Here is a 22,493-nt window from a genome sequence, read left to right as displayed (position 1 = left end):
TATTTCTGTCCGATTGACTGCGGGTGTATTACTTCAAACGATAGAAGTGGTGGATTATGCAGTTGGAATAAATTCCACTCGTAAGTACCAAAGGATGGCCAAATGCACTGGATAAAACAGGTAGAACCAGCGGGCTTTGGGGCCGAGCTGGTGGTTGGCTAACATAAAAATACCTGGAGTGATGACAGCAGGAAATTGGCTTGCCCCATATTCAATCCAGGACAAAAGATGCACGGCGACCCATGCACTCCACCAAATGGGACTGTTGCGATAAAAGCGAATGAGAGCGATGACGCCAATGCCGTAAGCGCCATAGTTGACACGCAGCAGTTGGGCGATCGCCGCTCCAAGCACCCAAATGATGAGTTGAGTTGAGGGGTAGCGTCGGGCTCCTCTCAAACACGCCAGCCCAATCAGCAGCGTGAACAGAATGTTGAGATCTAGCGTAAAAATTTGAAAGGTGTACTGGTAAATGGGCTGCGAGATCACTGCGAAAATGAGCAGTCGAATGCCATAGCGCCAAATATTTCGGGTGTGAGCCTCTCCTTGAACCAAGAGCCAAGCAAATAGGGGAAAGCTCAGACGACCAATTAGCCGCATCGTTGAATTATTGTCCACTAGAACATAGCCCACATGGTCAATGACCATAAATAGAGCTGCCAGTAGCTTGATGTGATAATTGGTCAGGGCTAGCCTGCTCACGTCAAAATCGCGCCTCCCATGAGTTTGGTATATCGGTAGGTTAATTCAGCTTTCATTGCGGGCCAACGATCTAGCGTTGGATCTTTGGATAGGGCAGTTTCGGCGGCTTCGCGAGCTAGTTGCAGCACTTCTTGATCTTCAACCAGACTGGCTAAGGCAAAATCGGGCAACCCAGACTGGCGAGTGCCCAATACCTCGCCAGGTCCCCGAAAGCGCATGTCCATTTCGGAGATGAAAAAACCATCCTGAGATTGCTCCAGCACTTTGAGGCGTTGGCGCGCTGTTTCAGCTTTGCTGCTGCTCATGAGTAAGCAGTAGGATTGGGCAGCGCCTCGGCCCACACGACCCCGGAGCTGGTGCAGTTGGGAGAGGCCAAACCGCTCGGCGTGCTCAATCAACATCACGGTGGCGTTGGGTACGTCTACTCCAACCTCGACAACAGTAGTAGAGACGAGGATTTGGGTCTCGTTGTTGCGAAATCGATTGATCGCCTCATCTTTTTCGGCGGAGGTCATGCGGCCGTGCAGCAGCCCGATTTGAAATTCGGGAAAGATCATTTCCTGCAACCGCTGGTATTCGTCGATCGCCGATTTCAGATCAAGCTTTTCGGACTCTTCCACAAGGGGCAGCACCACATAAACCTGACGACCCTGAGCAATTTCGCGGCGAATCAGATCGTAGGCGTGCGATCGCTCTTTTGCTCCCAAAGCCGTCGTTTGAATTGCTTGCCGTCCGGGCGGTAACTCATCGATCTGGCTCACATCCAGGTCGCCGTGGAGCGTAAGGGCTAGGGTGCGGGGAATGGGTGTGGCGGTCATCGTCAGTACGTGGGGATGATTGCCTTTCTGTTGAAGACGTGCCCGCTGCTGCACGCCAAATCGATGCTGTTCATCGATCACGACTAGCCCCAATTGTTGAAACTGCACCGGATCTTCGATGAGCGCGTGGGTGCCCACCAGTAACGGCAATTCCCCCGTTTGCAACTCGGCTAACAGCTGTCGCCGCTTTGCCGCTTTGGTTGAGCCCGTGAGCAACTCTACGGGCAAATGCAGCAGATTGAACCACTCCACAATCTTGCGGTAGTGCTGCTCGGCCAATACTTCGGTTGGGGCCATGAGTGCGGCTTGATAGCCAGCCTGGATTGCCGCCAAAATCGCAACGACGGCAACGACGGTTTTACCAGAGCCTACGTCGCCTTGCACGAGCCGATTCATGGGGCTGGGGGTTTGCAAATCGGTGAGAATTTCGTTAACGACCCGCTGTTGGGCACCAGTTAGGGTAAAGGGGAGTACCCGATAGAATTCGTCGATGAGCTGGCCTGTGGGTGCAAGCACGGCTCCGGTTTGCTGTTGGCGTAGGGCTTGCCGCCGTTTTAGCAAACCTAGCTGCAGATAGAAAAATTCGTCGAAGACAAGGCGATGGCGGGCTGCGGCCAATGCTTCGCCATTGGGAGGAAAATGAATGTTGGCGATCGCTGCTTGAATGTCGGTTAATTCATACTTGGTGCGTAAGCCATTGGGAAGTGGCTCCTGAAGTTGGGCACCCGCCGGAAGCGCGCTGACGATCGCCTTGCGAACCAAGTCGGCGGGTACGCCCTCGGTGAGGGGGTAAATAGGCAAGACTCGACCCACCTTCATGGAGTCGATAGAAGCATCGGAGTGATCGATCACCTCAATTTGGGGATCATCCAGGGTGACGCCATACTTGCTGTCCTTAACCAACCCCGAAGCTGCGATGATGGCACCGGGTGGATACAGGCGGCGCTGCTGCTCTTGCCAACTGCGGTTGCGGAACCGTTGCCCTGCGTAAAAGCGGCTGAGGCGCGTTTGGCCGCTGCCATCGCGCACCACCAGTTCTAGAATGGTGAGTTTGTCGTTGCGGGGGCTGCTAAAACAGGTGCAGCTTTTCACGGTACCGATGAGGGTAACCGTTTCCCCAGCTTTCATTTGGCGAATGTTGACTTGCCGTGCATAGTCAATGTGGTCACGGGGATAGTAAAACAGCAGATCCCGAACGGTGAAGAGACCCAATTTGGCAAGCCGCTCGCTATTTTTGGGGCCAATGCCTGGAAGGTAAGTAACAGCTTGCTCCAGATCCAAACGGTTGCTCGTCTTGGCCTGCACTAAGGGGACAGTGCGGGGCGTTTTCGTTTTTGTGGCGGTGCGGGAAGAACTGGTGGTTGGGGTGGTGGAGTTAGCCAAGTCTGCTGGGGAATCGTGCTGACGATCTTCGAGCGATCGCTTGGTTTGGTAGAGCGATCGCCGCGTCTCAGCGACAAGGTGCTGCCGTTGAGCAAAGCTCATATCGCTGTACTGGCCGTACTGGCTGGCAATTTCTTTTAGTTTTTGCTGCTCGGCGGGCAATAGGTCCGTTGGCGGCTGGCTGAGACTGAGGCTCAGAAACTCGCTGAACCGATACTGTTTGCCTAGCAAATCGTTGAAGCCCTGTTCTGCTTCAACAGCCAGAGCTTTTTGCAATCGAATCCAATCCATGGATGGCGGCAGGTTGCTCATCTGCACAGCCTATTCATCAAACCAGCTGGCACGCCAGGCAAGCTCTGCCTGGGCGGTGGCTTTTTCTTTGCAAGTTTTGCGGTATTGGCGACCCAGTTGATTGAGCTGGCTGGCAAGAGATCTCAGTTGCGATCGCCATGTGGCTAAGGTTGTATCCCCAAACTCAATTTCCGAAAGCCGTAGCCGCACCGCAATAAGCCGCAGCATCTCGGATGCATCGGTTTGCACATGTTTGGCTTCAATCACCAAATTCATCAAATTGGGCGGACTGGCTGTGGGTTCAGATACGGCCCCTGCCTTTGTGGCAATTTCCAGAATGGGTTCTGGAACCCGATTGGGGAGAATTTCGGCATGGTGTAACAGCTTGTTGGCAGATTGCGATAGGGATTGGAGTTCGTCTTGAATGCCCTCTTCCACCCGCTTTTGCCAGCGGACTAACTTATCCAGCGGCGTAAGCGATTTGGGGATGGGTTCCATTCCCGATTTCAGACTAGCAATGATCATAGCTGCCAGGTCCCGCTCTTCGACTTGGCGCTGAGCGGCGATCGCAATCTGCTCTAATTGAGCGCGCTGTTCGGCATCGCTGGCTGATGTCTGTGATGACTTCGGTGATGGCGTCTGTTCCGATGGATTGCCGGAGGTCGCTAGGGTTTGCTCATTCGAGGCTTGCTCATTGGCCAAGGCTTCTGCGATCGCTTCGGGTTCGGCTAGCTCCATCTCAGCCGTTGACGGTTCTGACGGCTCGCTAAGGAACGACTCTGGGGGCGAGTCTTCGAAGAGGTCTGCTGTGTTTGCCGAAGTTGTTGCAGGATCGGGGTCTGCTTCGGTTTCTACTTCGGGTAAATCTGCAAGTGGCGGCGGCTCAATGTGAGCGAGGAGATGGTCTTGGGTTTGCTTCGCCAAGTCTCGAACGCTTTGCTGAAGCGCCTGCTGCTGGCTATAGGAGAGGTGGAGAAATCGCTCGGGATACCCCTGAGTACAAACATGGTACGCCGCCGAAATGAGCTGGCGACGTACGCTATGCCCCAAATCAGTCAGATATCCGCGATAGGTTTCTTCATACTTTTGGGCGATCGCTTCAATCGATTGCTGCAATTCAGCGATCTCCTGGTCAATACGCTCAACAGTTCTAGCCATAGCTCCAACCTACACAAAAGCAGGCCCACCGAATTGGTTAGACCTGCTTTTACCATACCTCACGACAACTCAAGCCATGGTGCAAACAGTTCAATTAAGCCTTCGCACCCGTTTGAGCAGCCACTTCAGCGGCGAAATCCGCCTCTTCTTTCTCGATGCCCTCACCCATCACAAAGCGTACAAAGCGACGAACACGGATGTTCTCACCGAGTTGAGCAATCTTTTCTTTGAGCAGATCTTCAACGGTGATGCTTTGGTCTTTGATGTAGGCTTGATCCATTAGAGAAAGCTCTTTTAAGCGCTTCTCAATTCGACCGGAAACAATCTTTTCCCGAACAGCTTCGGGCTTGCTACCGAGGTCGTCTTTGCCCATTTCTACTTCTTTTTCGTGGGCGATCACATCTGCGGGAATGGCATCCACGCTCACGTACTCCACGTTGGGGCAAGCCGCGATTTGCATCGCAATGTCGCGTACCAAAACTTGAAACGCGTCGTTACGAGCCACGAAGTCAGTTTGGCAGTTCACTTCGACCAATACGCCAACGCGGCCTCCGGTATGAATATAGCTGCCAACAAGTCCTTCAGCGGTGATCTTGCCAGCCTTCTTACCAGCAGCAGCAAGACCCTTCTGACGCAGCCAGTCCATGGCTTTGTCCATATCGCCATCGTTTTCGGCGAGCGCTTTTTTACAATCCATCATGCCTGCGCCTGTGCGATCGCGCAGTTGTTTTACAAGCTTTGCCGATACCTCTGCCATTGTTCTTTAATCCCAGTGTTAGAAGTTCAGGGTTTCAGTCAGGGTTATGCTACTCATCCTTAAAATGAGTTTTGAGAGAGTGCTCCCTCAAAACTCATAACGCAAAACGGGTCACTTGCCTACTCGGCATTACCGTCTGCTTCGCTATCTCCGTCGCTATAGTCGAGTTCTTCTTCAGCGCCGTCGTAGTCTTCAAAATCCTCTTCACCATCCATTTGGCCGTGACGACCTTCGTAGATTGCATCTGCCAAGCGGCCCACAATCAACTTGATGGAACGAATTGCGTCATCGTTGGCGGGAATGGGAATATCCACCACGTCGGGATCACAGTTGGTATCCAACAATGCCACGATGGGAATTCCCAGCTTTTGGCATTCTTGTACCGCGTTGTACTCACGACGTTGATCCACCATAATCACCACATCGGGCACCTTGCGCATTGCTTTGATGCCGCCCAGATACTTCTGTAGCTTCTCCATTTCACGACGAAGCATCGAAGCTTCTTTCTTGGGCAACAGGTCAAGCTGTCCGCTCTCTTCGCGACGCTCCAATTCCTTGAGGCGATCAACCCGAGTTTTGATGGTGGCCCAGTTGGTGAGCATGCCACCCAGCCAGCGCTGGTTTACATAGTAAGATCCGCAGCGAGCGGCTTCTTGAGCAATAATTCCAGCGGCTTGGCGCTTGGTTCCCACAAACAGGAACTTTTTGCCTTGCTCGGAAGCAGTACGAATATAGTCGTAGGCTTCTTCAATCAACTCGGCGGTTTGCACCAAGTCAATGATGTGAACCCCATTCCGAGACGTGTAGATGTACGGCGACATCTTGGGGTTCCAGCGGCGAGTCTGATGGCCAAAGTGAACCCCAGACTCAAGCAATTGAGCCAAACTTACAACAGGCATGCGATTTTCCTCTTTTCGGGTTAATCCTCCATCCGGCAGTATTTTGATGCGATCGCTCAAAGGTATTGGTGAATCACTTCATACCGCTAAACGATGATTGGGTCATCAAAACACCCGAAAGCCCGGATGTGCGTTTTTTCACAACTTTACTAGCGTAACATACCCAAAGCCCGCTCAACTCTCCTTTTTGCAGCGAGTGCTAAATTTTGAAATGCGCTAACAAAGAATGTGCTAACAAAGACCCTTGAGCATGGATATGGGTGGATTGCTAAACCATTGCTAAACCATATGGTCAGAGGGAAGCCCTGGTTTTTTCAACTGGCTAATGCCCACCAGCAAGGCCGAAATCACCCAAAATCCTATCAAAATCAGCATGATATTGATGCCGACTTGCCAATAGCCCAACTCGTTTACTTCGATGAAGGGATAGGGATAAACGCCAGAGATGGCTCCTCGCAACAGTACATAGATGGCGTAAATCACTGGATAAATACTCCACCGTGGAATGTGGCTCCAATGAATGCTGCCCTTGGGCACGGTAAACCACCAATACACCAATACCAAAATGGGCATGATGTCATGAAGTAAGCGATCGGCCAGGAGCTGCAATCCCTGGGGATCCCAAATGTGGCGCAACAGTAAGGAATAAACAATACCAACGGCGATCATGGCGGCGGTCATTGCTGTGATGACGCTGGGTTGAAGGAAAAACCGACCTGGAGCCGAGCGCGGAAAGGCGACTCGGGCAGACAAGGTGGAGGCCGCAAAAATGTTGGTCAAAATGGTGAAGTAGCCAAAGTATATGAAAAGGCCCCAGCCAAATCCTTGATTGTTTCCTAGGGCTGAGTTGATCGACAAATAGAATTGCAGAATGAGGCCATTCCACCCAATGAGGGCCGACACCCAGGTAAAGGGAGTAAAAAAAGATGGATAGGATTTAGCCATTGTTCATGGTGACGCGTTGCTGCAAATTTTTGGCGCGTTCATGATAACGAAGAAATCCATGCAAAAAATAAGGGACTGTAGGGCTAGCAAGCCCTAAGGGCTGCTAACGGGAATATGCTCTGGGTTGGAAGGTAGGATGACTTCTTCGAGCGATCGCTCAGACAAGCGTCTCAAATTATCGACCCCTTCCATAATCGGTAAGGAAACCTCAACCGTGGTTCCCGAGTTGATTCCATCACTGCTCAAACTGATCTCGCCACCCATGCGTTCGATCAAATTACGAGAAATCGCCAATCCTAAGCCAGTTCCTTCATGCTTGCGAGTGGTTGAGCCATCGGCCATGGCAAACGGGCGAAACAGCTTCTTTTGCTGATCTGGCTCAATGCCAATTCCTGTGTCTTTTACTGCAACAACCACCCAGGCCTGTAGATCTTCTGGATCAATTGAAGAGGCGCTATTCCCGTGATTGCCGTTACTCCCATTGACATGGCTGTGATTCTCGGCGGGCTTTGGGCCTTCGCTGGATGGGCTGACGCCGACCAAGCTGCGATTTTCTAAGCGCAACTCCAGCAGAATGCAGCCTGCATCAGTAAACTTAACGGCGTTGGATACAACGTTGGTAAAGACCTGCTTGAGGCGCTGGGCATCGGCCTTGACGATGACTGGATGGCTCATTTCGGGTGCTAGAAGGTGCAGACCTTTCCGTTGCATTTCAACAACTTGAAGATCGAGCACTTGCTGTAAGATTTGGCAGAGATCCACTGCTTCAATGTCGAAGTGCAGTTTTCCTTCTTCGATGCTGCGAATGGCCAAGAGATCGTTAATGATGCGGACGAGCCCTCTGGCTGCTTTGTGAGCCTGACTCACCATGTCTTTTTCTTCTTCGCTGCTGTCGCAGTAGCCATCTTCTACCAGGCTCAAGCAGCCAATAATGGCATTGAGCGGAGTTCTCAATTCATGAGATGTGGTGGCTAGGAATTCGGTTTTGAGGCGGTTTGCGGCTTCTGCTTCTTGCCAAGCATTCTCTAAGGCTTCGGCCCGTTCTCGCAGGCTGTGCACCATGTTGTTGAGGACATCGGCAAGCTGGTTGATTTCCCGAACTCGAAAATCCTGAGGAGATTGGTATTCGGCAGATTTTCGCTGCAAAGCCTGGGCGTATTTGCCCAATTTTTCGATGGGGCGCGCTAGATCACGGGCCGTGTACAGCATGGTGAGCAGATGCGCCATGAGTAGCCCTGCTGTGAGCATGAGCAGGGTTTGGGTAATGTCTTGCAACCCTTGTAGGGCGTGATCCAGCTTGGTGACGGCCAGAACGGTCCAGGTTTGCTCTTCATCGGGGGCAACGGAAACGGTAGCTGGACTAAAGCCCGCTAGCCATTCGGTTTGATCTCCCATGAAGTCAAACAGATGCCGAACACCGCGATCGCCCCGTTGTGTGTTTTTCAGCACATCGTCGTAGCGAACATCGTCGCCTTCTAGCGCAATCCGACGACCAACGCGATCGGGCAGCGGATGGGACAAAAAGGTGCCGTTGGGATCAATCACGACGGTGTAGCCTTGCAGCGACCAGGGATCGGCGCTTTCCATCTGCTGAATGACGGCTTGCACACTCAGGGTGTATCGCAGTTGCCCCTGAGCATCGTAGACGGGCGTGCTAATGACGACATCGAGATGGCTATATAACTTGATGAGGGGACGCGGCCGAGGCGGCAATGGGTTCACCACAAACCGATTGAACAGATCTTGCTTGAAGACGGAGAGCTGAGAGGGCCAGCGAAAATCAGAGATGCCAACAATTGGCTGTTCGTTGCAGGTGCTGGCCAATACAACCGTCGTGTTGGGCTGGGTGAGCTGAACGCACTGGGCCCCATCCAACTGCGCTCTAAGGGCTTCAAGAAATGATTGGGAGGCTTCGAGCTCGGCGGTTTGTAGCGTGCGAGTTTGGGCGGCGATCGCCAGCCCAGTTTGTAGGGAGCGAATCGAGTTTTGAATACCTTCTGCCTTACGGACTGCGCTTTCGGTCAAGTTTTGCCGAGCAGTCTCAAGCAAGCTGGAGCGCGCTTTGCGGAAGGTAACCGCAACCCCCAAGAGCAGGATGGGGATGCTGAACACCAGAATGCGTGTGAGTAAGAGACGGCGGAAAGATGTCTGACCCGACATAGGACTCAGTTAATGATCAGCGAGGGCAAAACCCACCTTCAAGCCATTTCATATTGACCTACGTTACGGTACTTTTACATCCGTGGGTTGCGGCAATGAGGCAGGAACCGATGATACAGGCGATGAAGTGGCTTGAATGAAAGAACGGTAAGAGACGCTGAGACGGAATTAGATTGGGCGTTGCGTTGTAGAGAAATTGTGTGAGTAGACCCTACGTTACGGTTGTGTTGGCGATGAGTGCGGATGGCAAGATTGCAGATGTGGCGCGATCGCCAGCTCGGTTTGGTTCGTCTAGCGACAAGGCCCATTTAGAACGACAGGTGGCTCATGCAGATGGCGTGTTGTTTGGGGCTGAAACGCTGCGCGCTTACGGTACAACCTTGCCAGTTACCAGCCCCGATTTGCTGGCTCAGCGGGAGGAACAGGGCAAGCTCCAGCAACCAATTCATATTGTGTGTTCGGCTAGTGGACAGCTAGATCCCACGCTAAAGTTTTTTCAACAAGGAGTACCACGATGGTTGATTACCAGTGAGTCTGGGGCAGATCTATGGCAAAATCAAGACTCCTTTGACCGTATTCTCATCGGTTCTTCATCATTTGAGGTGGATTGGCACCAGGCTTTACAGAAACTTTATGCAGAAGGAATTGAGCGATTAGCGGTAACGGGAGGGGGGCGCTTGGTGGCGGCACTGTTCCATCTTGGCGCAGTGGATGAGCTGTGGCTTACCGTGTGTCCTCGGATTTTGGGTGGGGCGATCGCCCCTTCTCCCGTTGGTGGAGACGGTTTTTTGGAGATGGAGGCTCCGTATCTGGAGCTGCTGTCGGCAAAAACAGTGGATCAGGAGGTGTTTTTGCATTATCGGGTTGTGCGTTCGACCCAGGAATCTGCACAAAATGTTGAACAACGCTAAATTCTGAAAGGACCTTGCAGAATTTTTCTGTGCTTTGGTCTGGTCAATGACTGGATACCGACTGGCTTCAGTGCTTCTGTACTGCAAAGCGCTTAGGATTTAGTTTTTGATTTTAGGTTCGTGTCTTGGTTCTTACGTTGCTTTTACGTTGATTTTTGACGCACGCATGGTTGAGCAGACCCAAACTCGATTTTCGATTCAGTGGATTCATAGTGTGGCAGAGGTTTCGCAGGCAGACTGGGATGCGTTGGCACTGCCGCTGGTGACCCCGTTTTTTGAGTGGGCGTGGCTGCACAATATGGAGTCGTCGGGGAGTACGACGGCCAAAACGGGATGGCTGCCTAATCATCTGGTGGTGTGGCGCGAACATGGGGCCGATAGGGCACATCCTCGGCAACTGGTAGCCATTGCCCCGTTGTATGTGAAGGGGCATAGCTACGGTGAGTTTGTGTTTGATCATCAGTGGGCTGATTTGGCGGAACGTTTGGGAGTTCGCTATTACCCCAAACTGTTGGGAATGTCGCCTGTTACACCTGCGGAGGGCTATCGGTTTATGATTGCCGAGGGCGAGGATGAGGTGGAGCTGACAACGCTGATGGTGAGTGCGATTGACCGATTTTGCTTGGAGCACGGTCTATCGGGATGCAATTTTTTGTATGTGGCACCGGAGTGGCGATCGCTCATGCAGCGGTGCGGATTTATGCCATGGCTGCACCATAGTTATATTTGGCAAAATCAGGGCTTTCAGCAGTTTGAGGATTATTTGGGCGCGTTTAACGCGAACCAACGCCGCAATATTAAGCGCGAGCGCAAGGCGGTAAGTCAGGCTGGGTTGCGGCTGCAAGCGCTAACGGGAGAGGAAATTCCAAAAGCCTTTTTGGGGCAAATGTATGCGTTTTATGCCGATACCTGTGACAAGTTTGGCTGGTGGGGAAGTAAGTATTTAACACGGCAATTCTTTGAACAGCTGTACCCCAACTATTGCGCTCGCACGGTGCTGTTTGCTGCGTTTGAAGCAGGGAATGATCGGCATCCAATTGGGATGTCGATTTGTTTTACGAAGGGCGATCGCCTGTATGGTCGCTACTGGGGTTCTAGCTACGATATCGAAAACTTACATTTTGATGCATGCTACTACAGCCCGATCGAGTGGGCGATCGCACGGGGAATCCAGGTCTTTGATCCGGGATCCGGAGGCCGACACAAGAAACGGCGAGGGTTTCCAGCTACGCCCAACTATTCCCTGCATAAATTTTATGATCCCCGCTTAGCCAAAATTTTGGAAAATTACACGGAGCAAATCAATCGTGCAGAACAGCAAGAAATTGAGTTAATTAATGAGGATTTGCCATTCAAACTCGCTAACAAATCCATGAACGGATGCGATTCAGATGATGTACATTGACTGTTCAAATCCTTTTTCTCTTGCCATTCCAGTTTTAATGTGCAAGAACGTGCTATTTGCCTGAGAGCGGGAACTCCTAAGTGAAACCTGAGGTTGCAAATTTCTAGTTAATTGTCTGTTCCGGGTGCGATTCTGACTCCCATTTTTGATTTCGTTGTTGGTGTTGTCCATTGGTGTTGATGCTATGCGTTGTGTGTTTCTTGCCCTCTCGATTGCGGTGCTGGTCAGTGCCCTGGGAGGTTGCGCCCAAGTCAACCCAAACTCTCGTTCGGAGGCACCTCGGCCAACCCCAACCTATGTGCCACCGCTGCCAGTTGCCAACCCAACGCCGCCGCCGCCGAGTGCCGAGGAGCTATGGCAGGAGGCGATCGCTGAGGCAGGGAGTGCAGCAACGCTGGCAGGCTCGGCCCAGTCGAATGATGACTGGAGTTTGGTGGCCGATCGCTGGAGAGGGGCGATCGCACAACTACGGCAAATTCCCCCTGATGCTCCAAAACATGCCGAAGCTGCACAAAAAATTTCGGAATATCAACGCAACTTAGCTGTTGCAGAACGGCGAGCAAATCAGCCCATTTCGTCGGAAGGGCTGATTGTGGCGGATGCGGAGCCGTCGCCATCGGGTACGCCATTACCCAGCGCAGATGGAGAACCGACTTCGGCTGCAACGGATGAGGGTGCGCTACCCACTCAAGGGCCGACAGGTGAGGCAAGCCAACCAACGGATGAAGAACCGGCTCCGCCCGAAGTGGCCTTGGCCAACCATTTACGCAATTTGGGGGCAAAGATGTACAGCACGTACTGGTGCCAAGCCTGCCGCCGCCAAGAGCAGCTATTTGGAGCCCCAGCGACGAGCCAGTTAAACATTGTGGAGTGCGATGCTCGTGGGGAGAATCCCCAACTCGAGGTGTGCCGTGCCGCGAATGTGGCAGAGTTTCCCACGTGGGAGATTAATGGTGAGTTTTATCGCGGGGTGCAACCGTTGAGCCGCTTGGCAGAGATCTCTGGCTATGAAGGCACACGCGAGTTTTGAGAAATTGTCGCGTTGTTGAACCGGGTGCGTGCGGAAAGCTGCCCTGAGAAATTGTTGATTCAAAATATCCACTGCGCTACATCCGCTGCACCGAATCCGGTGCATTGAGACGGTTGGCGCTATAGTGGAAGGCAATCATTCTGGCTTATATTTCTGCCCGGAGTAATAAATTTGGAAAACTTTGTATTCTTTGATACTGTTTGTGGCATAATTTAGTAGCATAGGATACGGTTTCTAGGTTCAAGTCTGTATCTAAGTGCGATCGCTTGTCGGTTGCCTACAGCTTAATTTGGTAGAGCTTAAAGGAGAATCAGCATGGCAGATTTTGAGTGCAATGTTCCTGTTCCCACCAGTTCACAGGAGCTAGACCAGGCGATTCGAGAGTATCGAAGCAGCGAACTGAATGGACAGGAGTTGTTCTGCCAGTGGCAGGCTATCCGCGATGCCTCGATTCAACAGCCTCAACGGCAAGAGGGCGATCGCGTTCCCGGCGACGAAAGCTATTAAGTCTTACAAAAACTTGTTTGCTACTTAGCTAGGAAGCCCAATATTCCGTGATCAACTTACGGAGCATTGGGCTTTTTGCTTTATTCTTACAAGATTCGAGTTTACTCTTCCAGTGGCATGGCGGCAAAGTGCTCTTGCAAGAGCTTGTGCATAAAGCGATAGCGCCCGCCAATGCGCTGAAGCAGTAACCGTTCAGTTGCATAGTCAAGCAGGCGATCGTACCGAAGGGGAGCATAGCCGTGCCACCACATCACAAACCGCAGAGCAGTGTGTTGTGTTAAAGCATCACCGCCGCCTTGGCTAAAACTGAAGTAAATCAAGGTAAATAAGGAACTCGCAATAATCGTCTCTACTGCCCTAGGCTCAAGGAAGCCTGTCAGTAATGCTTCCAACAACCACCTAAGTGGGAGAGCAGAGACTAATGCAACACCCAGCAGTAACAACATATTTTGTCGAGAGTTTTTGATACCTTGGTTGGGCTGAATTCGGGTTTCAATGTCTACTCTGACTCCCTTGATCAGCCCAAAAATTAGCCCACCAAACAGTCCAGAAATCAGCCCACCAATCAACCCACCAAACAGTCCAGAAGTCAGCCCACCAATCAACCCACCAATCAGCCCACCAATCAGCCCAGAAGTCAGCCCACCAATCAACCCAACAATCAACCCAACAATCAGATATTGTCGCAAAGAGTTGAGAATTTCTCGCCGTGCTTCGCGAGCCATCAAATTTGAATTTTTTCTACAGGCAGAATTTTGCCTGGCCCAACTAACAGCCCAAGAATCAGCCCACCAATCAGCCCACCAATCAGCCCACCAATCAGCCCACCAATCAGCCCAGAAATCAGCCCACTAAACAGCCCAAAAGTCAGCCCACTAAACAGCCCACCAATCAGCCCAAAAATCAGCCCACCAATCAGCCGATAATGCCAGAACTGTTGCTGAGTGAGCAACTGGTAGGGCTGCATCCGCTCAATTAGTAACTCTGTTTCCAATTCTTTTTCTAGAGCTTTGGCCGCAAACACTAGTGAGCGGCGCATCTGTTTACGATTGGGTGGCTCTTTTGTGCCGTAGGTTTTGCTTTTTAGTCCTCGTTTCCGTTCTAGTTCGGTCATCAGTTCTCGCTGCATTGCAGCCTCCCAAAACTGATCCCATAAATACTCCTGTTGTGCTGCTTCTGTTGTGAGCTGCTGCCATGCTGCAACATCAAACAAATGGTGCGAGGCGACAAAGCCAAATACAGAGAGAAACAGTGGTACTTTCAATAATTCTTTAAGGCTGCTACTGGTTTGGGCACTCTGCCAGACTGCTCCTAGGCCAAACTGATGCAGATACGCTTCAATTTGCGCTTTGTTGAGTGGCTGAAGGGCAATGGCTCCATTCAAAAACAAGTGATGGCGCACCACCTTTTCGTATTCGGTGATGCGACAGCACACCACCAGTCCGGCAGGCTGATGCTCTACATCTTCAGTCAGCCAGGTGTTTATGGCAGTGGCGCAGGCTTGTTGGTGCTGTGGGGCAACTTCATCCAAACCATCCAGCATGGGTAAAAGCTGATTGGCCGCTAGCCAGTTTTTGCTGAGTTCTGGCTTCAAACCATACTTCAGCTTAAGTTCTGCCAGTAGCCAGGGCAGAAACGGATCGTCTTTGTCTGTTTTGGGTGGCTTCCAGGACGATAAACTGAGCAGTATGGGAATAGGTTGAGTTGCGCTGGCTTGGGCCTGACTGACCAGGAATTGCGCCAGCTCCAGCAGGGTAGTGGTTTTTCCGGCTCCGGGCTGACCCAAAATCAGCAGTTTGTGGTTTACCTCTTGGGATTTAAAGACTTGGAGTAATGGTGGTTTCGGGTGGCAACAGTTGGGGTGATTTTTCCCGGCTTCGCATTTCCATTTGCCAGGGCGATCGCACTTGATAAGGCTGCGATTCTTTTCCCAAATTAATGGGTGCTGTATTTACGGCTCGGTGGAGTGATTGATCCAGGCGCTCTTTCACCTCTGCCTGTACCTTATCTAACAGGTTTTGCTGTATTCCGTCGCGCTGTTTTTCCGGCTGAGGATTGATATAGAAGTTCCCAGTCGGTTGGTTGAAGATGTTTTGATCGCGCCCGTGGTTTTCGTTTGTCTGATCCATCCGCTACGACCCACCGATGCGAATGTCTCCTTGTGGCTGGTTGAAGATGTTTTGGTCGCGCCCGTAGTTCAGGTTTTGCTGGTTGAACGTGGTGCTCTGGTCTTGAATGTTGATGATTTTCTGAGCGGCTTGCTGTAACTTTCCTCTAAATTCTGGGTCTTCGTCCATTTCTAGATCCAGGTATTTAACCACTTTTTCGAGCGCAGCATCATTTCCCTGTTCAACCTCGACAATGGCAGCTGTGGCGCGATCGTTGCCCTTAAACTTCTCTCGAATCTTGTTTCGTAAGCCTTTTACCAATTCCACTGCACCTGCTACGGTAGCTTTTGCCGCTTCTCCGGCACCAGCTTTCATAAATTCGTTGAAGGCGAGCTTGGCAATTACACCTGCGGTCAATGTGGCGGGATCAATCATCTTTACTAAAGGAAAACCTTACATCTAGTTCTACATTACAATCCCTTGAGTTTTCCCAAGTTTGGGTTGAGTAACTGAACTTTGGGCGATCGCCTCCGTCTGGGTTGTTTGTGACGATGGTTGGGCGATCGCTCCTTTATGCTGGAGGGAGTGCCTGTTGATTGAGATGGGGTGAGGTGATGTATGGCAAATCCGTTGCTGATGTTGGGCTATGAGCCTTCGTTTGAGTCGTTGGGGGAGGATTACTATGATGTCGTTCCTGCGGCGGAGTTTCCTCAGCATGTGCTGCGGTTTCGCAACGATGCGCTGCTGCCCACGCTGGGGCTGGAACCGGATGCGGTGACGGATGAGGATTTTGTGCAGGCGTTTGGTAAGTTTGATGGGCGGCATCCGTTTTTGGCGATGTGCTATCACGGCTACCAGTTTGGGCAGTACAACCCGGCTTTGGGCGATGGGCGCGGCTTTTTGTATGGGCAGGTGCGCGGGGTGGAGGGTGTGCTGTATGACCTGGGTACGAAGGGTTCTGGGCCAACGCCCTATTCCCGTGGGGGTGATGGTCGGCTAACGCTGAAGGGTGGTGTACGCGAGGTGCTGGCGGCGGAAATGCTGCATCGAATGGGGGTGCGCACGTCTCGCTGTTTGAGTTTGGTGGAGACGGGGGATTCGCTGTGGCGGGGCGATGAGCCGTCGCCAACGCGGGCTTCGGTCATGATTCGCATGCAGCGATCGCACATTCGGTTTGGTACATTTGAGCGGCTGCACGCCTTGCAGCGACCGGATCTAATTCGCAAGCTGTTGGATCATGTGATTGCAGTTTACTATCCCCACCTGGCCGGACAGCCAGATGCCGATGCCCGGTTCTATGCAGAGCTGGTGCAGCGAGTGGCGGAACTGGTGGCGCAGTGGATGGCGGCGGGCTTTTGCCATGCGGTGCTGAATACCGACAATATGGCGATTACGGCAGAAAGTTTTGACTATGGGCCGTATGCCTTTGTCGATCGCTACAATCCCGGATTTACAGCGGCGTATTTTGACCATTTTGGGCGCTATGCCTATGCCAACCAGCCGGGAATTTGTTTGTGGAATCTGGCGATGTTGCAGGAGCCGCTGAAGCTGGTGATGGATGCGGCAGATCTGGATGCAGGGCTGGCGTCGTTTGAGGAACACTACTGGCTGGCGTATCGTCTTCGGATGATGCAACGGTTGGGTGTGGCAGATGTGTCGGGAGATGTGGCCGATGAGCTACTCGCGCGGACGGTGCAGTTTTTGGAGGCGGCTCCGGTGGGGTATCACGACTTTTTTGCCATGCTGCGACAACAGTTTTCTCCTATTTGGCGGGAGGATGCGGGGCAGATTTTGGCAGAGGTGGTGTCGCCCAATGCCGAGGTGTTGTTTAGCAGTTTTCGGCAATGGCGAGAAACCTATCACAAAGCGCTGAATGCACTGCCAATGGAGCAAATGGAGCAGGTACGGCAAGCACTGGTGCAGCAAAATCCCCTGCTGGTGATTGTGCGGCCTGAGATTGAAACGGTGTGGGAGGCGATTGCCACAGAGGACAACTGGCAACCGTTCTACGACTTGCTGAAGCGCATTCAGGCGGAGTAGCCAATTCTTCTATCCCAAAGCTTTATCATTAGTGACGCACGGTAAAAACGAAGTTGAACGGAATGAGATCCCCAATGGGTTGGTTGTTGGAGCGTTGGGAAAAACAGCCTGCGCTGATGTGGACGCTATCGGTGCTGTGGGTTTTGGCGCTTTGCTGGTTTACGTTTGTGTGGAATGTGGGCAGCATTGGCCTGGTGGATGAAACGGAACCGCTGTTTGCGGAAGCGGCGCGCCAAATGACGGTGACGGGCGACTGGGTGACGCCTTACTTTAATGAGGCAACTCGGTTTGATAAGCCACCGTTGGTGTACTGGCTAATGGCGATCGCCTACCAAACCATTGGGGTGAATGAGTGGGCGGCTCGGTTTCCGTCATTCTTGTCGGCGATGGTGCTAACCCTGTTTGGCTTTGTCACGCTGCGGCGGTTTGGGTTTGCCACTCCAGCCGATGCAACGGAGGGATCTTCTTCGCGCAAGGTGGGGGAAGGCTTGGTGTGGTCGGCGCTGATTGGCTCGGCGGTGATGGCGCTACATCCCCAAACCATGGTGTGGGCCAGAATTGGCGTGTCGGATATGTTGCTGAGTGGCTGCATGGGCAGTGCGCTGCTGGCATTCTTTTGGGGCTATACGCAGCCTGCAAAGAGCCGGGCAAAGACGGTGTGGTATTTGGCCTTTTGGGTGCTGCTGGCGCTGGCGGTGCTGGCCAAGGGGCCAGTGGGCATTGTGCTGCCAGGGCTGATTGTGGGGGCGTTTTTGCTCTATGTGGGGCGGCTGTGGAGTGGCCTGTGGGAGCTGATGCCGATTCGGGGCATGTTGCTATTTTTGGCGATCGCCGTTCCCTGGTACGTGCTGGTGATTCAGGCAAACGGGCAAGCCTACATTGATTCGTTCTTTGGCTATCACAACTTTGAGCGGTTTACGAGTGTGGTGAATCGTCACTCCGCTCCGTGGTACTTCTACTTTTTGATTGTGCTGGGTGGATTTGCGCCCCATTCGATTCACTTACCTGTGGCGATCGCGCGGCTACGGTTTTGGAAGGTGCGAGAGTGGCAAGAACAACCGCGTGAGGCACAATTGGGAATTTTTGCGCTGATTTGGTTTGGGGTGATTTTTGGCTTTTTTACCGTAGCGGTGACGAAGCTGCCCAGCTATGTGCTGCCGTTGCTGCCAGCGGCTTCCATTTTGGTGGGGCTGTTGTGGAGTCAGCAGGTTACGCGGCGGCCTGCGGTTGGCTGGGGCATGAAGCTCAGCCATGTTCTGAATATTGTGTTGATGGTGGCGTTTGCGATCGCCATGTTTTACCTGCCAGATATTTTGGGGAATGACCGGGCAACGCCGAATTTCCCAGAGGCGGTGCGGCTGTCGGGGGCACCGATTCGAGGAGCGCTGGCCTGGGCCATGGGGGCGATCGCGGGAGTCATTTTGCTGCTGCGTCGGCAGGGTCGCTGGCTGTGGAGTGTGAATGTAGCGGCATTTGTGGTGTTTTTTGCGGTGGCGCTGATGCCAACGCTGTTTGTGATGGATGCCCAACGGCAATTGCCCTTGCGGGACCTGTCTGCGCTGATGGTACAAGAGCAACGCCCCAATGAACCGTTCATGATGGCGGGGTTTGCCAAGCCCAGTATTGTGTTTTACACGCAGCAGCCCGTGATCTTTCGGGGTACGGCGGAGTCGGCTCTGCGACAGTTGCTAGAGATGCAGGCTCAGCCAAATCCGCCGGAGTCGGTACTGGTATTAGGGATTGAATACCGAATTGAGGAGATGAATTTGAATCCGGCGTCGGTTACGCTGCTGGGTGAGGCGGAGCGATTTGACCTAGTGCGGGTCACGCTGCCGCTACGCTAATGCTGTTTAGCCGAGTGTTTGGAAGTGCTTATGTTGCCGTCATCGTTGGTGGGGCTGTATCAAACGTTTGAACAGCAGGTTGAGGAGTTGCGATCGCTGGCTTTGGCGGCAAATCCTGATCCGCTGCGGGTGCAGGAATCTTTTATAAAGGCGCAACAACACTTCCAAACGCACATTGCAACTTCGGGGGTGGCGATCGCCCCAGAGTATGAACCGATGGTGCAATCCATTCAGGTAGAAATTAACAAGCAGCTACGACTGCTCGCTATGGATGTTATGTACTTGCAAACGGCACGGCAAGCCATGACCACCCAAAGACGGCAAGCTCAAATGGGCGATCGCCTTCAGCTCTTGCAAACCTATTGCCAAAATTTGTTGGGATCGGCTTGATCGCGTGCAAGCAGCAACTGGCGTAAGGCCGATAAACCTAACAATGCGCTGAAGGTGACGGAGACTGTGAACTGGAATAAAGTTCACGAATCTGATTTGAAAGGGGCTTTGTTGGTGACAAGAGGTGCAGCATTTCGGGATTTGGGTCGGCTAGATGAAGCAGAAAAATGTGCAGTTCAAGCAATGGAATGTCAGCCTGAGAGCCACCAACCCTATACCTTGATGGGGGCAATTTACTACGATCGATGCGAATACGCAAAAGGAGATCACTGGTTTGATATGGCCGCTGAACGTGGAGCGAATGATACAGATGACGAGATTGAACGAATTGTGAGAATGACAAAAGATAGAGATAAACGTAGAGACGTGGCCAAGTATCTTCTCTAAAAAGATTCAAAGCGCTATGGCTGGGCAGCTTCCTATCTTAAATAGTCAGTAAGCAGCCATCATTAACCCTAAAACTCTAGAACTCTGTGTCGTCCGCTGTGCGGGCGATACAAGGTTCTAGGATCTGGTTTTTAGGGGTGTCGAGGTACTTAGAAAATTTAGGGTTATTGACCTGTTGATTTGGAATGAAAATGTTGCTGGTGTAAGTTCATCATGAGGCTGATGGTTTGAGCCAGTGGCGCTCTGTTTTGCTTTGGACGATGACTTTGCCGTGTTTGATGACGGTGCGATCGCTCGGGGCTGTACCAATCACATCAGAAACCGACTCGGCATTCAGCAGAACTAAATCGGCAATGTTTCCTACATTTAGTCCATAATCCTTAATCCCGATGCATTGAGCTGCATGAGTCGTTGCCATATCTAAGCAAAGTTGATGGCTAGTGGCGGTGCCCATTTGCAGCACCTGAGCCAGCACTGTGCACACTTTTAGCACGTCGCCATCGCCAAACGGGGTAAACAAATTTTGCACGTTGTTGGTGGCGAGCCCAACGGTAACACCATACTGGGCCAGCGTGTGGACAGGAGCAACGCCGCGCCGCTGGTTGTGGGTGTCTTTGCGCGCCATCATGTATAGGTCGGTAATGGGTAAGGCCAAAATTGCGATGCCTGCGGCTTGCAGGTCTTGGGCGATCGCAGCTAATTCTTTTGGGTTTAAGGCGGCTAGCTTTGTCATATGTCCCAGGCACACGCGCCCCTGCCAGCCTCGCTTCAGGGTTTCTTCAATGACGAGGGGAAGCAGTAGCGGTTCATCGTTATCCAAAAAGTCAAGATGAAAGTCGACTGGACAGTCAAATTCTTGAGCAATGTCAAATACGAGTTCGATGTTGCGTTTGGGATTGGGGTCAGTATAGGGAGCTGAGCCAATGACATCTCCACCCATGCGCATGGCTTGGCGCAATTCGGTCTCTAAACCAGGATGATTGGTGATGCCCTCTTGGGCAAAAATTGCCAACTGCAGGGTCAAGCCCCAAGCATACTCGTGTTTGAGTGGCTGCAATGCTTCAACCGATTTCAATCCCATTATGGGGTCCACTTCTACATGGCTACGCATGGCCGTGACCCCAAAGGCGATCGCTCGTTCAATGACTCGTCGCGCCCGCTGTTGAATATCTGCAATGGTGAAGGATTGCTTTAGGTTTAGCGTTTCTTGCAATGCCTCGGCAAAGGTTCCGTCTACTGCTGGAAAGCGATCTAAAATCAGAGCTTTATCTAAATGGATATGACCATCCACGAGCCCAGGAATTAAAAATTGACCCTGCGCATCCAATGTTTGCACAGCCGTTGCAGAAATTGATGGCGAAATTTCTGCAATGCGATCGCCTATGATGCCCACATCCCAGTAACCCGAGCATCCTGGTAATTGTGCTTGCGTAATTTTCAAATCCATTCTGGTTTCCATCACGTTCAATTGATAAGTACCTCGACACCATTCAAAACCAGACTCCGAAACTCCGTGCCGTCCGCAGCGCGGACGGCACGGAGTTTCGGGATTTTATGTTTAATAATGGCTGCCTACTTATTTTGTCGGAGCGTTTCTGCTGAGGGTGGTTCACCCACAACGTTTTCGCAAGCTTATTGAATTGGCAAAGATGTAGAGCTTCTTGAGAAGCCATGCGGCATGGTGCACGATTGAAATTTCAATTCGCCTCTAATTCGGCAAAATTTTTATTAAGTTACATCATACGAATTAACGTGCGATCGCGGAAGTTTGTATTTCTAATTTGTACCGACTCCCTTGCTATCCATTTATGTTAGGGCTTACGCACTTCATCTGAATAACCGGGGGTTTGAAAGATTGTTGGAGCGCTTAGCACTCCAACAATCTTTCAACTGCGTAATTTTTGTATGTATCAAGATACATTTGTCAGCTTGTAAAAGCAGAATTAAAATAGCCTGGTGCAGCATTACAATGATGGTTTAGAGTTACCTTCTAGGAATCTTTCCAAAACAACAGAATGAATAGGGCACCAGAGCCTGGAGCCACTTTATGGATAGTCTTCGGCAACCTCTTCTGTTTTTTGCGATCGCTCTGATGGCGATTGTTGTTGCTGTGGAAGTTGGTGCAAATGCCATTCTTCAAAGCAGTGTCGTCCCAGGCGCGATTGCTGCGACTCCTGTGGTGGGATACGGAATTCCTTATTTAGCATGGATAGATGGATTGGTGCTGTTCACCACGGTATTGATTGGCCTACCGTTGCTGATTACCCATCGGTTGCAGGGCAAAGTTCAAGGGCTTGTAACGTTGATTTTTGCCTTGGTGCTGCTGTTAATGGGTATCCGATTCATTTTTACAACTTTGGCTGCTCTGATTGTGATGGTGACGCTGCTGGTGTCTCCAATTTTTGGAACGATCGCCTACTTTGGTCTTTATGCGGATTTTGATCGGGCGGGGGCAGCGGTAACACTCAGCTTGCTAATGGTGTTAAAGCTGATCGTTGCAGGATGTTTGCTGACTGCACAGCAACGATTTCTTCAGAATACGGGGCTTGTCCTTCTCTTGCTGACATCATTTGTTGCAACTTTGGTGGTTGGCTTCCTGCATGGGTTTGTTCCTACATTTTTGATGAGTATTACCGATGCGATCGCCGGACTTATTGTTCTTATTTTGGCTATGATTTGGCTGATCGTGTTTTTAATTGGCGCGATCGTTTCGTTGATAAAGCTGATTTTGGGTACAGCCACATCAATAATTCACTGA

At 51.7% G+C, this 22,493-nt stretch carries 21 protein-coding genes; 9 read left to right on the top strand and 12 right to left on the bottom strand.

Annotated elements, in window-relative coordinates; genetic code table 11:
* Positions 1–54: 54 nt before the first annotated feature.
* The 7 genes from ACQ4M4_RS12270 to ACQ4M4_RS12240 form a co-directional block, all read right to left on the bottom strand.
* Positions 55–702: a TraX family protein gene (locus ACQ4M4_RS12270; RefSeq protein WP_430684770.1), complete on the bottom strand. Its 648-nt coding sequence runs from the start codon at positions 700–702 to the stop codon at positions 55–57.
* Positions 699–3,215 (bottom strand): ATP-dependent DNA helicase RecG, encoded by a 2,517-nt coding sequence (recG, locus tag ACQ4M4_RS12265; protein ID WP_430684769.1) that lies wholly within the window; start codon positions 3,213–3,215, stop codon positions 699–701. The genes ACQ4M4_RS12270 and recG overlap by 4 nt, the downstream gene beginning before the upstream one ends.
* A gap of 9 nt (positions 3,216–3,224) precedes the next feature.
* Positions 3,225–4,352 carry a hypothetical protein gene (locus ACQ4M4_RS12260; RefSeq protein ID WP_430684768.1) on the bottom strand — a complete coding sequence of 376 codons (1,128 nt, stop codon included), beginning with the start codon at positions 4,350–4,352 and terminating at the stop codon, positions 3,225–3,227.
* Positions 4,353–4,446: 94 nt separating this feature from the next.
* Positions 4,447–5,109, bottom strand: a complete 663-nt coding sequence (tsf, locus tag ACQ4M4_RS12255) for a translation elongation factor Ts (protein ID WP_430684767.1) — start codon at positions 5,107–5,109, stop codon at positions 4,447–4,449.
* 119 nt (positions 5,110–5,228) lie between these two features.
* Complete coding sequence (rpsB, locus tag ACQ4M4_RS12250) at positions 5,229–6,008, bottom strand: 30S ribosomal protein S2 (protein ID WP_430684766.1); 780 nt, start codon at positions 6,006–6,008, stop codon at positions 5,229–5,231.
* 279 nt (positions 6,009–6,287) lie between these two features.
* Positions 6,288–6,953, bottom strand: a complete 666-nt coding sequence (locus ACQ4M4_RS12245; protein WP_430684765.1) for a Pr6Pr family membrane protein — start codon at positions 6,951–6,953, stop codon at positions 6,288–6,290.
* A gap of 93 nt (positions 6,954–7,046) precedes the next feature.
* Entirely contained in the window at positions 7,047–9,113 is a 2,067-nt protein-coding gene (locus ACQ4M4_RS12240; RefSeq protein WP_430684764.1) for a sensor histidine kinase, read from the bottom strand.
* Positions 9,114–9,313: 200 nt separating this feature from the next.
* Between ACQ4M4_RS12240 and ACQ4M4_RS12235 the strand changes: the two genes are divergently transcribed.
* The 4 genes from ACQ4M4_RS12235 to ACQ4M4_RS12220 all read left to right on the top strand — a co-directional run bounded on the left by ACQ4M4_RS12235 (position 9,314) and on the right by ACQ4M4_RS12220 (position 12,966).
* The gene (locus tag ACQ4M4_RS12235) at positions 9,314–10,024 is read left to right on the top strand and encodes a RibD family protein (RefSeq protein ID WP_430684763.1); all 711 of its coding nucleotides are present in this window, start codon (positions 9,314–9,316) and stop codon (positions 10,022–10,024) included.
* A gap of 166 nt (positions 10,025–10,190) precedes the next feature.
* Positions 10,191–11,429, top strand: coding sequence for a GNAT family N-acetyltransferase (locus ACQ4M4_RS12230; protein WP_430684762.1), 1,239 nt, complete (start codon positions 10,191–10,193; stop codon positions 11,427–11,429).
* A gap of 184 nt (positions 11,430–11,613) precedes the next feature.
* Complete coding sequence (locus tag ACQ4M4_RS12225; RefSeq protein ID WP_430684761.1) at positions 11,614–12,459, top strand: hypothetical protein; 846 nt, start codon at positions 11,614–11,616, stop codon at positions 12,457–12,459.
* Between the two features lie 315 nt (positions 12,460–12,774).
* Positions 12,775–12,966 (top strand): hypothetical protein, encoded by a 192-nt coding sequence (locus ACQ4M4_RS12220; RefSeq protein WP_430684760.1) that lies wholly within the window; start codon positions 12,775–12,777, stop codon positions 12,964–12,966.
* A 101-nt stretch (positions 12,967–13,067) separates the two neighbouring features.
* On the opposite strand, the gene ACQ4M4_RS12215 is transcribed toward ACQ4M4_RS12220, so the two are convergent.
* From ACQ4M4_RS12215 to ACQ4M4_RS12200, 4 genes are read right to left on the bottom strand one after another with little or no spacing between them, the layout of a single operon-like run.
* The gene (locus ACQ4M4_RS12215) at positions 13,068–13,691 is read right to left on the bottom strand and encodes a hypothetical protein (RefSeq protein ID WP_430684759.1); all 624 of its coding nucleotides are present in this window, start codon (positions 13,689–13,691) and stop codon (positions 13,068–13,070) included.
* The gene (locus ACQ4M4_RS12210) at positions 13,691–14,752 is read right to left on the bottom strand and encodes an NACHT domain-containing protein (RefSeq protein WP_430684758.1); all 1,062 of its coding nucleotides are present in this window, start codon (positions 14,750–14,752) and stop codon (positions 13,691–13,693) included. Before ACQ4M4_RS12210 ends, ACQ4M4_RS12215 begins: the two co-directional genes overlap by 1 nt.
* A gap of 31 nt (positions 14,753–14,783) precedes the next feature.
* Entirely contained in the window at positions 14,784–15,095 is a 312-nt protein-coding gene (locus tag ACQ4M4_RS12205) for a hypothetical protein (RefSeq protein ID WP_430684757.1), read from the bottom strand.
* 3 nt (positions 15,096–15,098) lie between these two features.
* Positions 15,099–15,509: a hypothetical protein gene (locus ACQ4M4_RS12200; protein ID WP_430684756.1), complete on the bottom strand. Its 411-nt coding sequence runs from the start codon at positions 15,507–15,509 to the stop codon at positions 15,099–15,101.
* A gap of 183 nt (positions 15,510–15,692) precedes the next feature.
* Here ACQ4M4_RS12200 and ACQ4M4_RS12195 point away from each other — a divergent pair, with 183 nt between their 5' ends.
* From ACQ4M4_RS12195 to ACQ4M4_RS12180, 4 genes are all read left to right on the top strand, one after another.
* Positions 15,693–17,114 (top strand): protein adenylyltransferase SelO, encoded by a 1,422-nt coding sequence (locus ACQ4M4_RS12195; RefSeq protein ID WP_430684755.1) that lies wholly within the window; start codon positions 15,693–15,695, stop codon positions 17,112–17,114.
* A gap of 74 nt (positions 17,115–17,188) precedes the next feature.
* A complete protein-coding gene (locus tag ACQ4M4_RS12190) occupies positions 17,189–18,958 on the top strand; it encodes an ArnT family glycosyltransferase (RefSeq protein ID WP_430684754.1) in 1,770 nt (589 codons plus the stop codon).
* A gap of 30 nt (positions 18,959–18,988) precedes the next feature.
* A complete protein-coding gene (gene patD / locus ACQ4M4_RS12185) occupies positions 18,989–19,348 on the top strand; it encodes a heterocyst frequency control protein PatD (protein ID WP_430684753.1) in 360 nt (119 codons plus the stop codon).
* 66 nt (positions 19,349–19,414) lie between these two features.
* Entirely contained in the window at positions 19,415–19,735 is a 321-nt protein-coding gene (locus ACQ4M4_RS12180; RefSeq protein ID WP_430684752.1) for a hypothetical protein, read from the top strand.
* A 211-nt stretch (positions 19,736–19,946) separates the two neighbouring features.
* Here the strand turns inward: ACQ4M4_RS12180 and ACQ4M4_RS12175 are convergent, their stop codons facing one another.
* Positions 19,947–21,182 (bottom strand): amidohydrolase family protein, encoded by a 1,236-nt coding sequence (locus ACQ4M4_RS12175; protein WP_430684751.1) that lies wholly within the window; start codon positions 21,180–21,182, stop codon positions 19,947–19,949.
* 600 nt (positions 21,183–21,782) lie between these two features.
* On the opposite strand from ACQ4M4_RS12175, the gene ACQ4M4_RS12170 reads away from it, so the two are divergent.
* Positions 21,783–22,493 carry a hypothetical protein gene (locus ACQ4M4_RS12170; protein WP_430684750.1) on the top strand — a complete coding sequence of 237 codons (711 nt, stop codon included), beginning with the start codon at positions 21,783–21,785 and terminating at the stop codon, positions 22,491–22,493.

This window comes from Leptolyngbya sp. AN02str (assembly GCF_050565595.1).
In the GTDB taxonomy this organism is placed as follows: Bacteria; Cyanobacteriota; Cyanobacteriia; order Elainellales; family Elainellaceae; genus Kaiparowitsia.
This window is presented reverse-complemented; position numbering and strand designations above follow the sequence as displayed.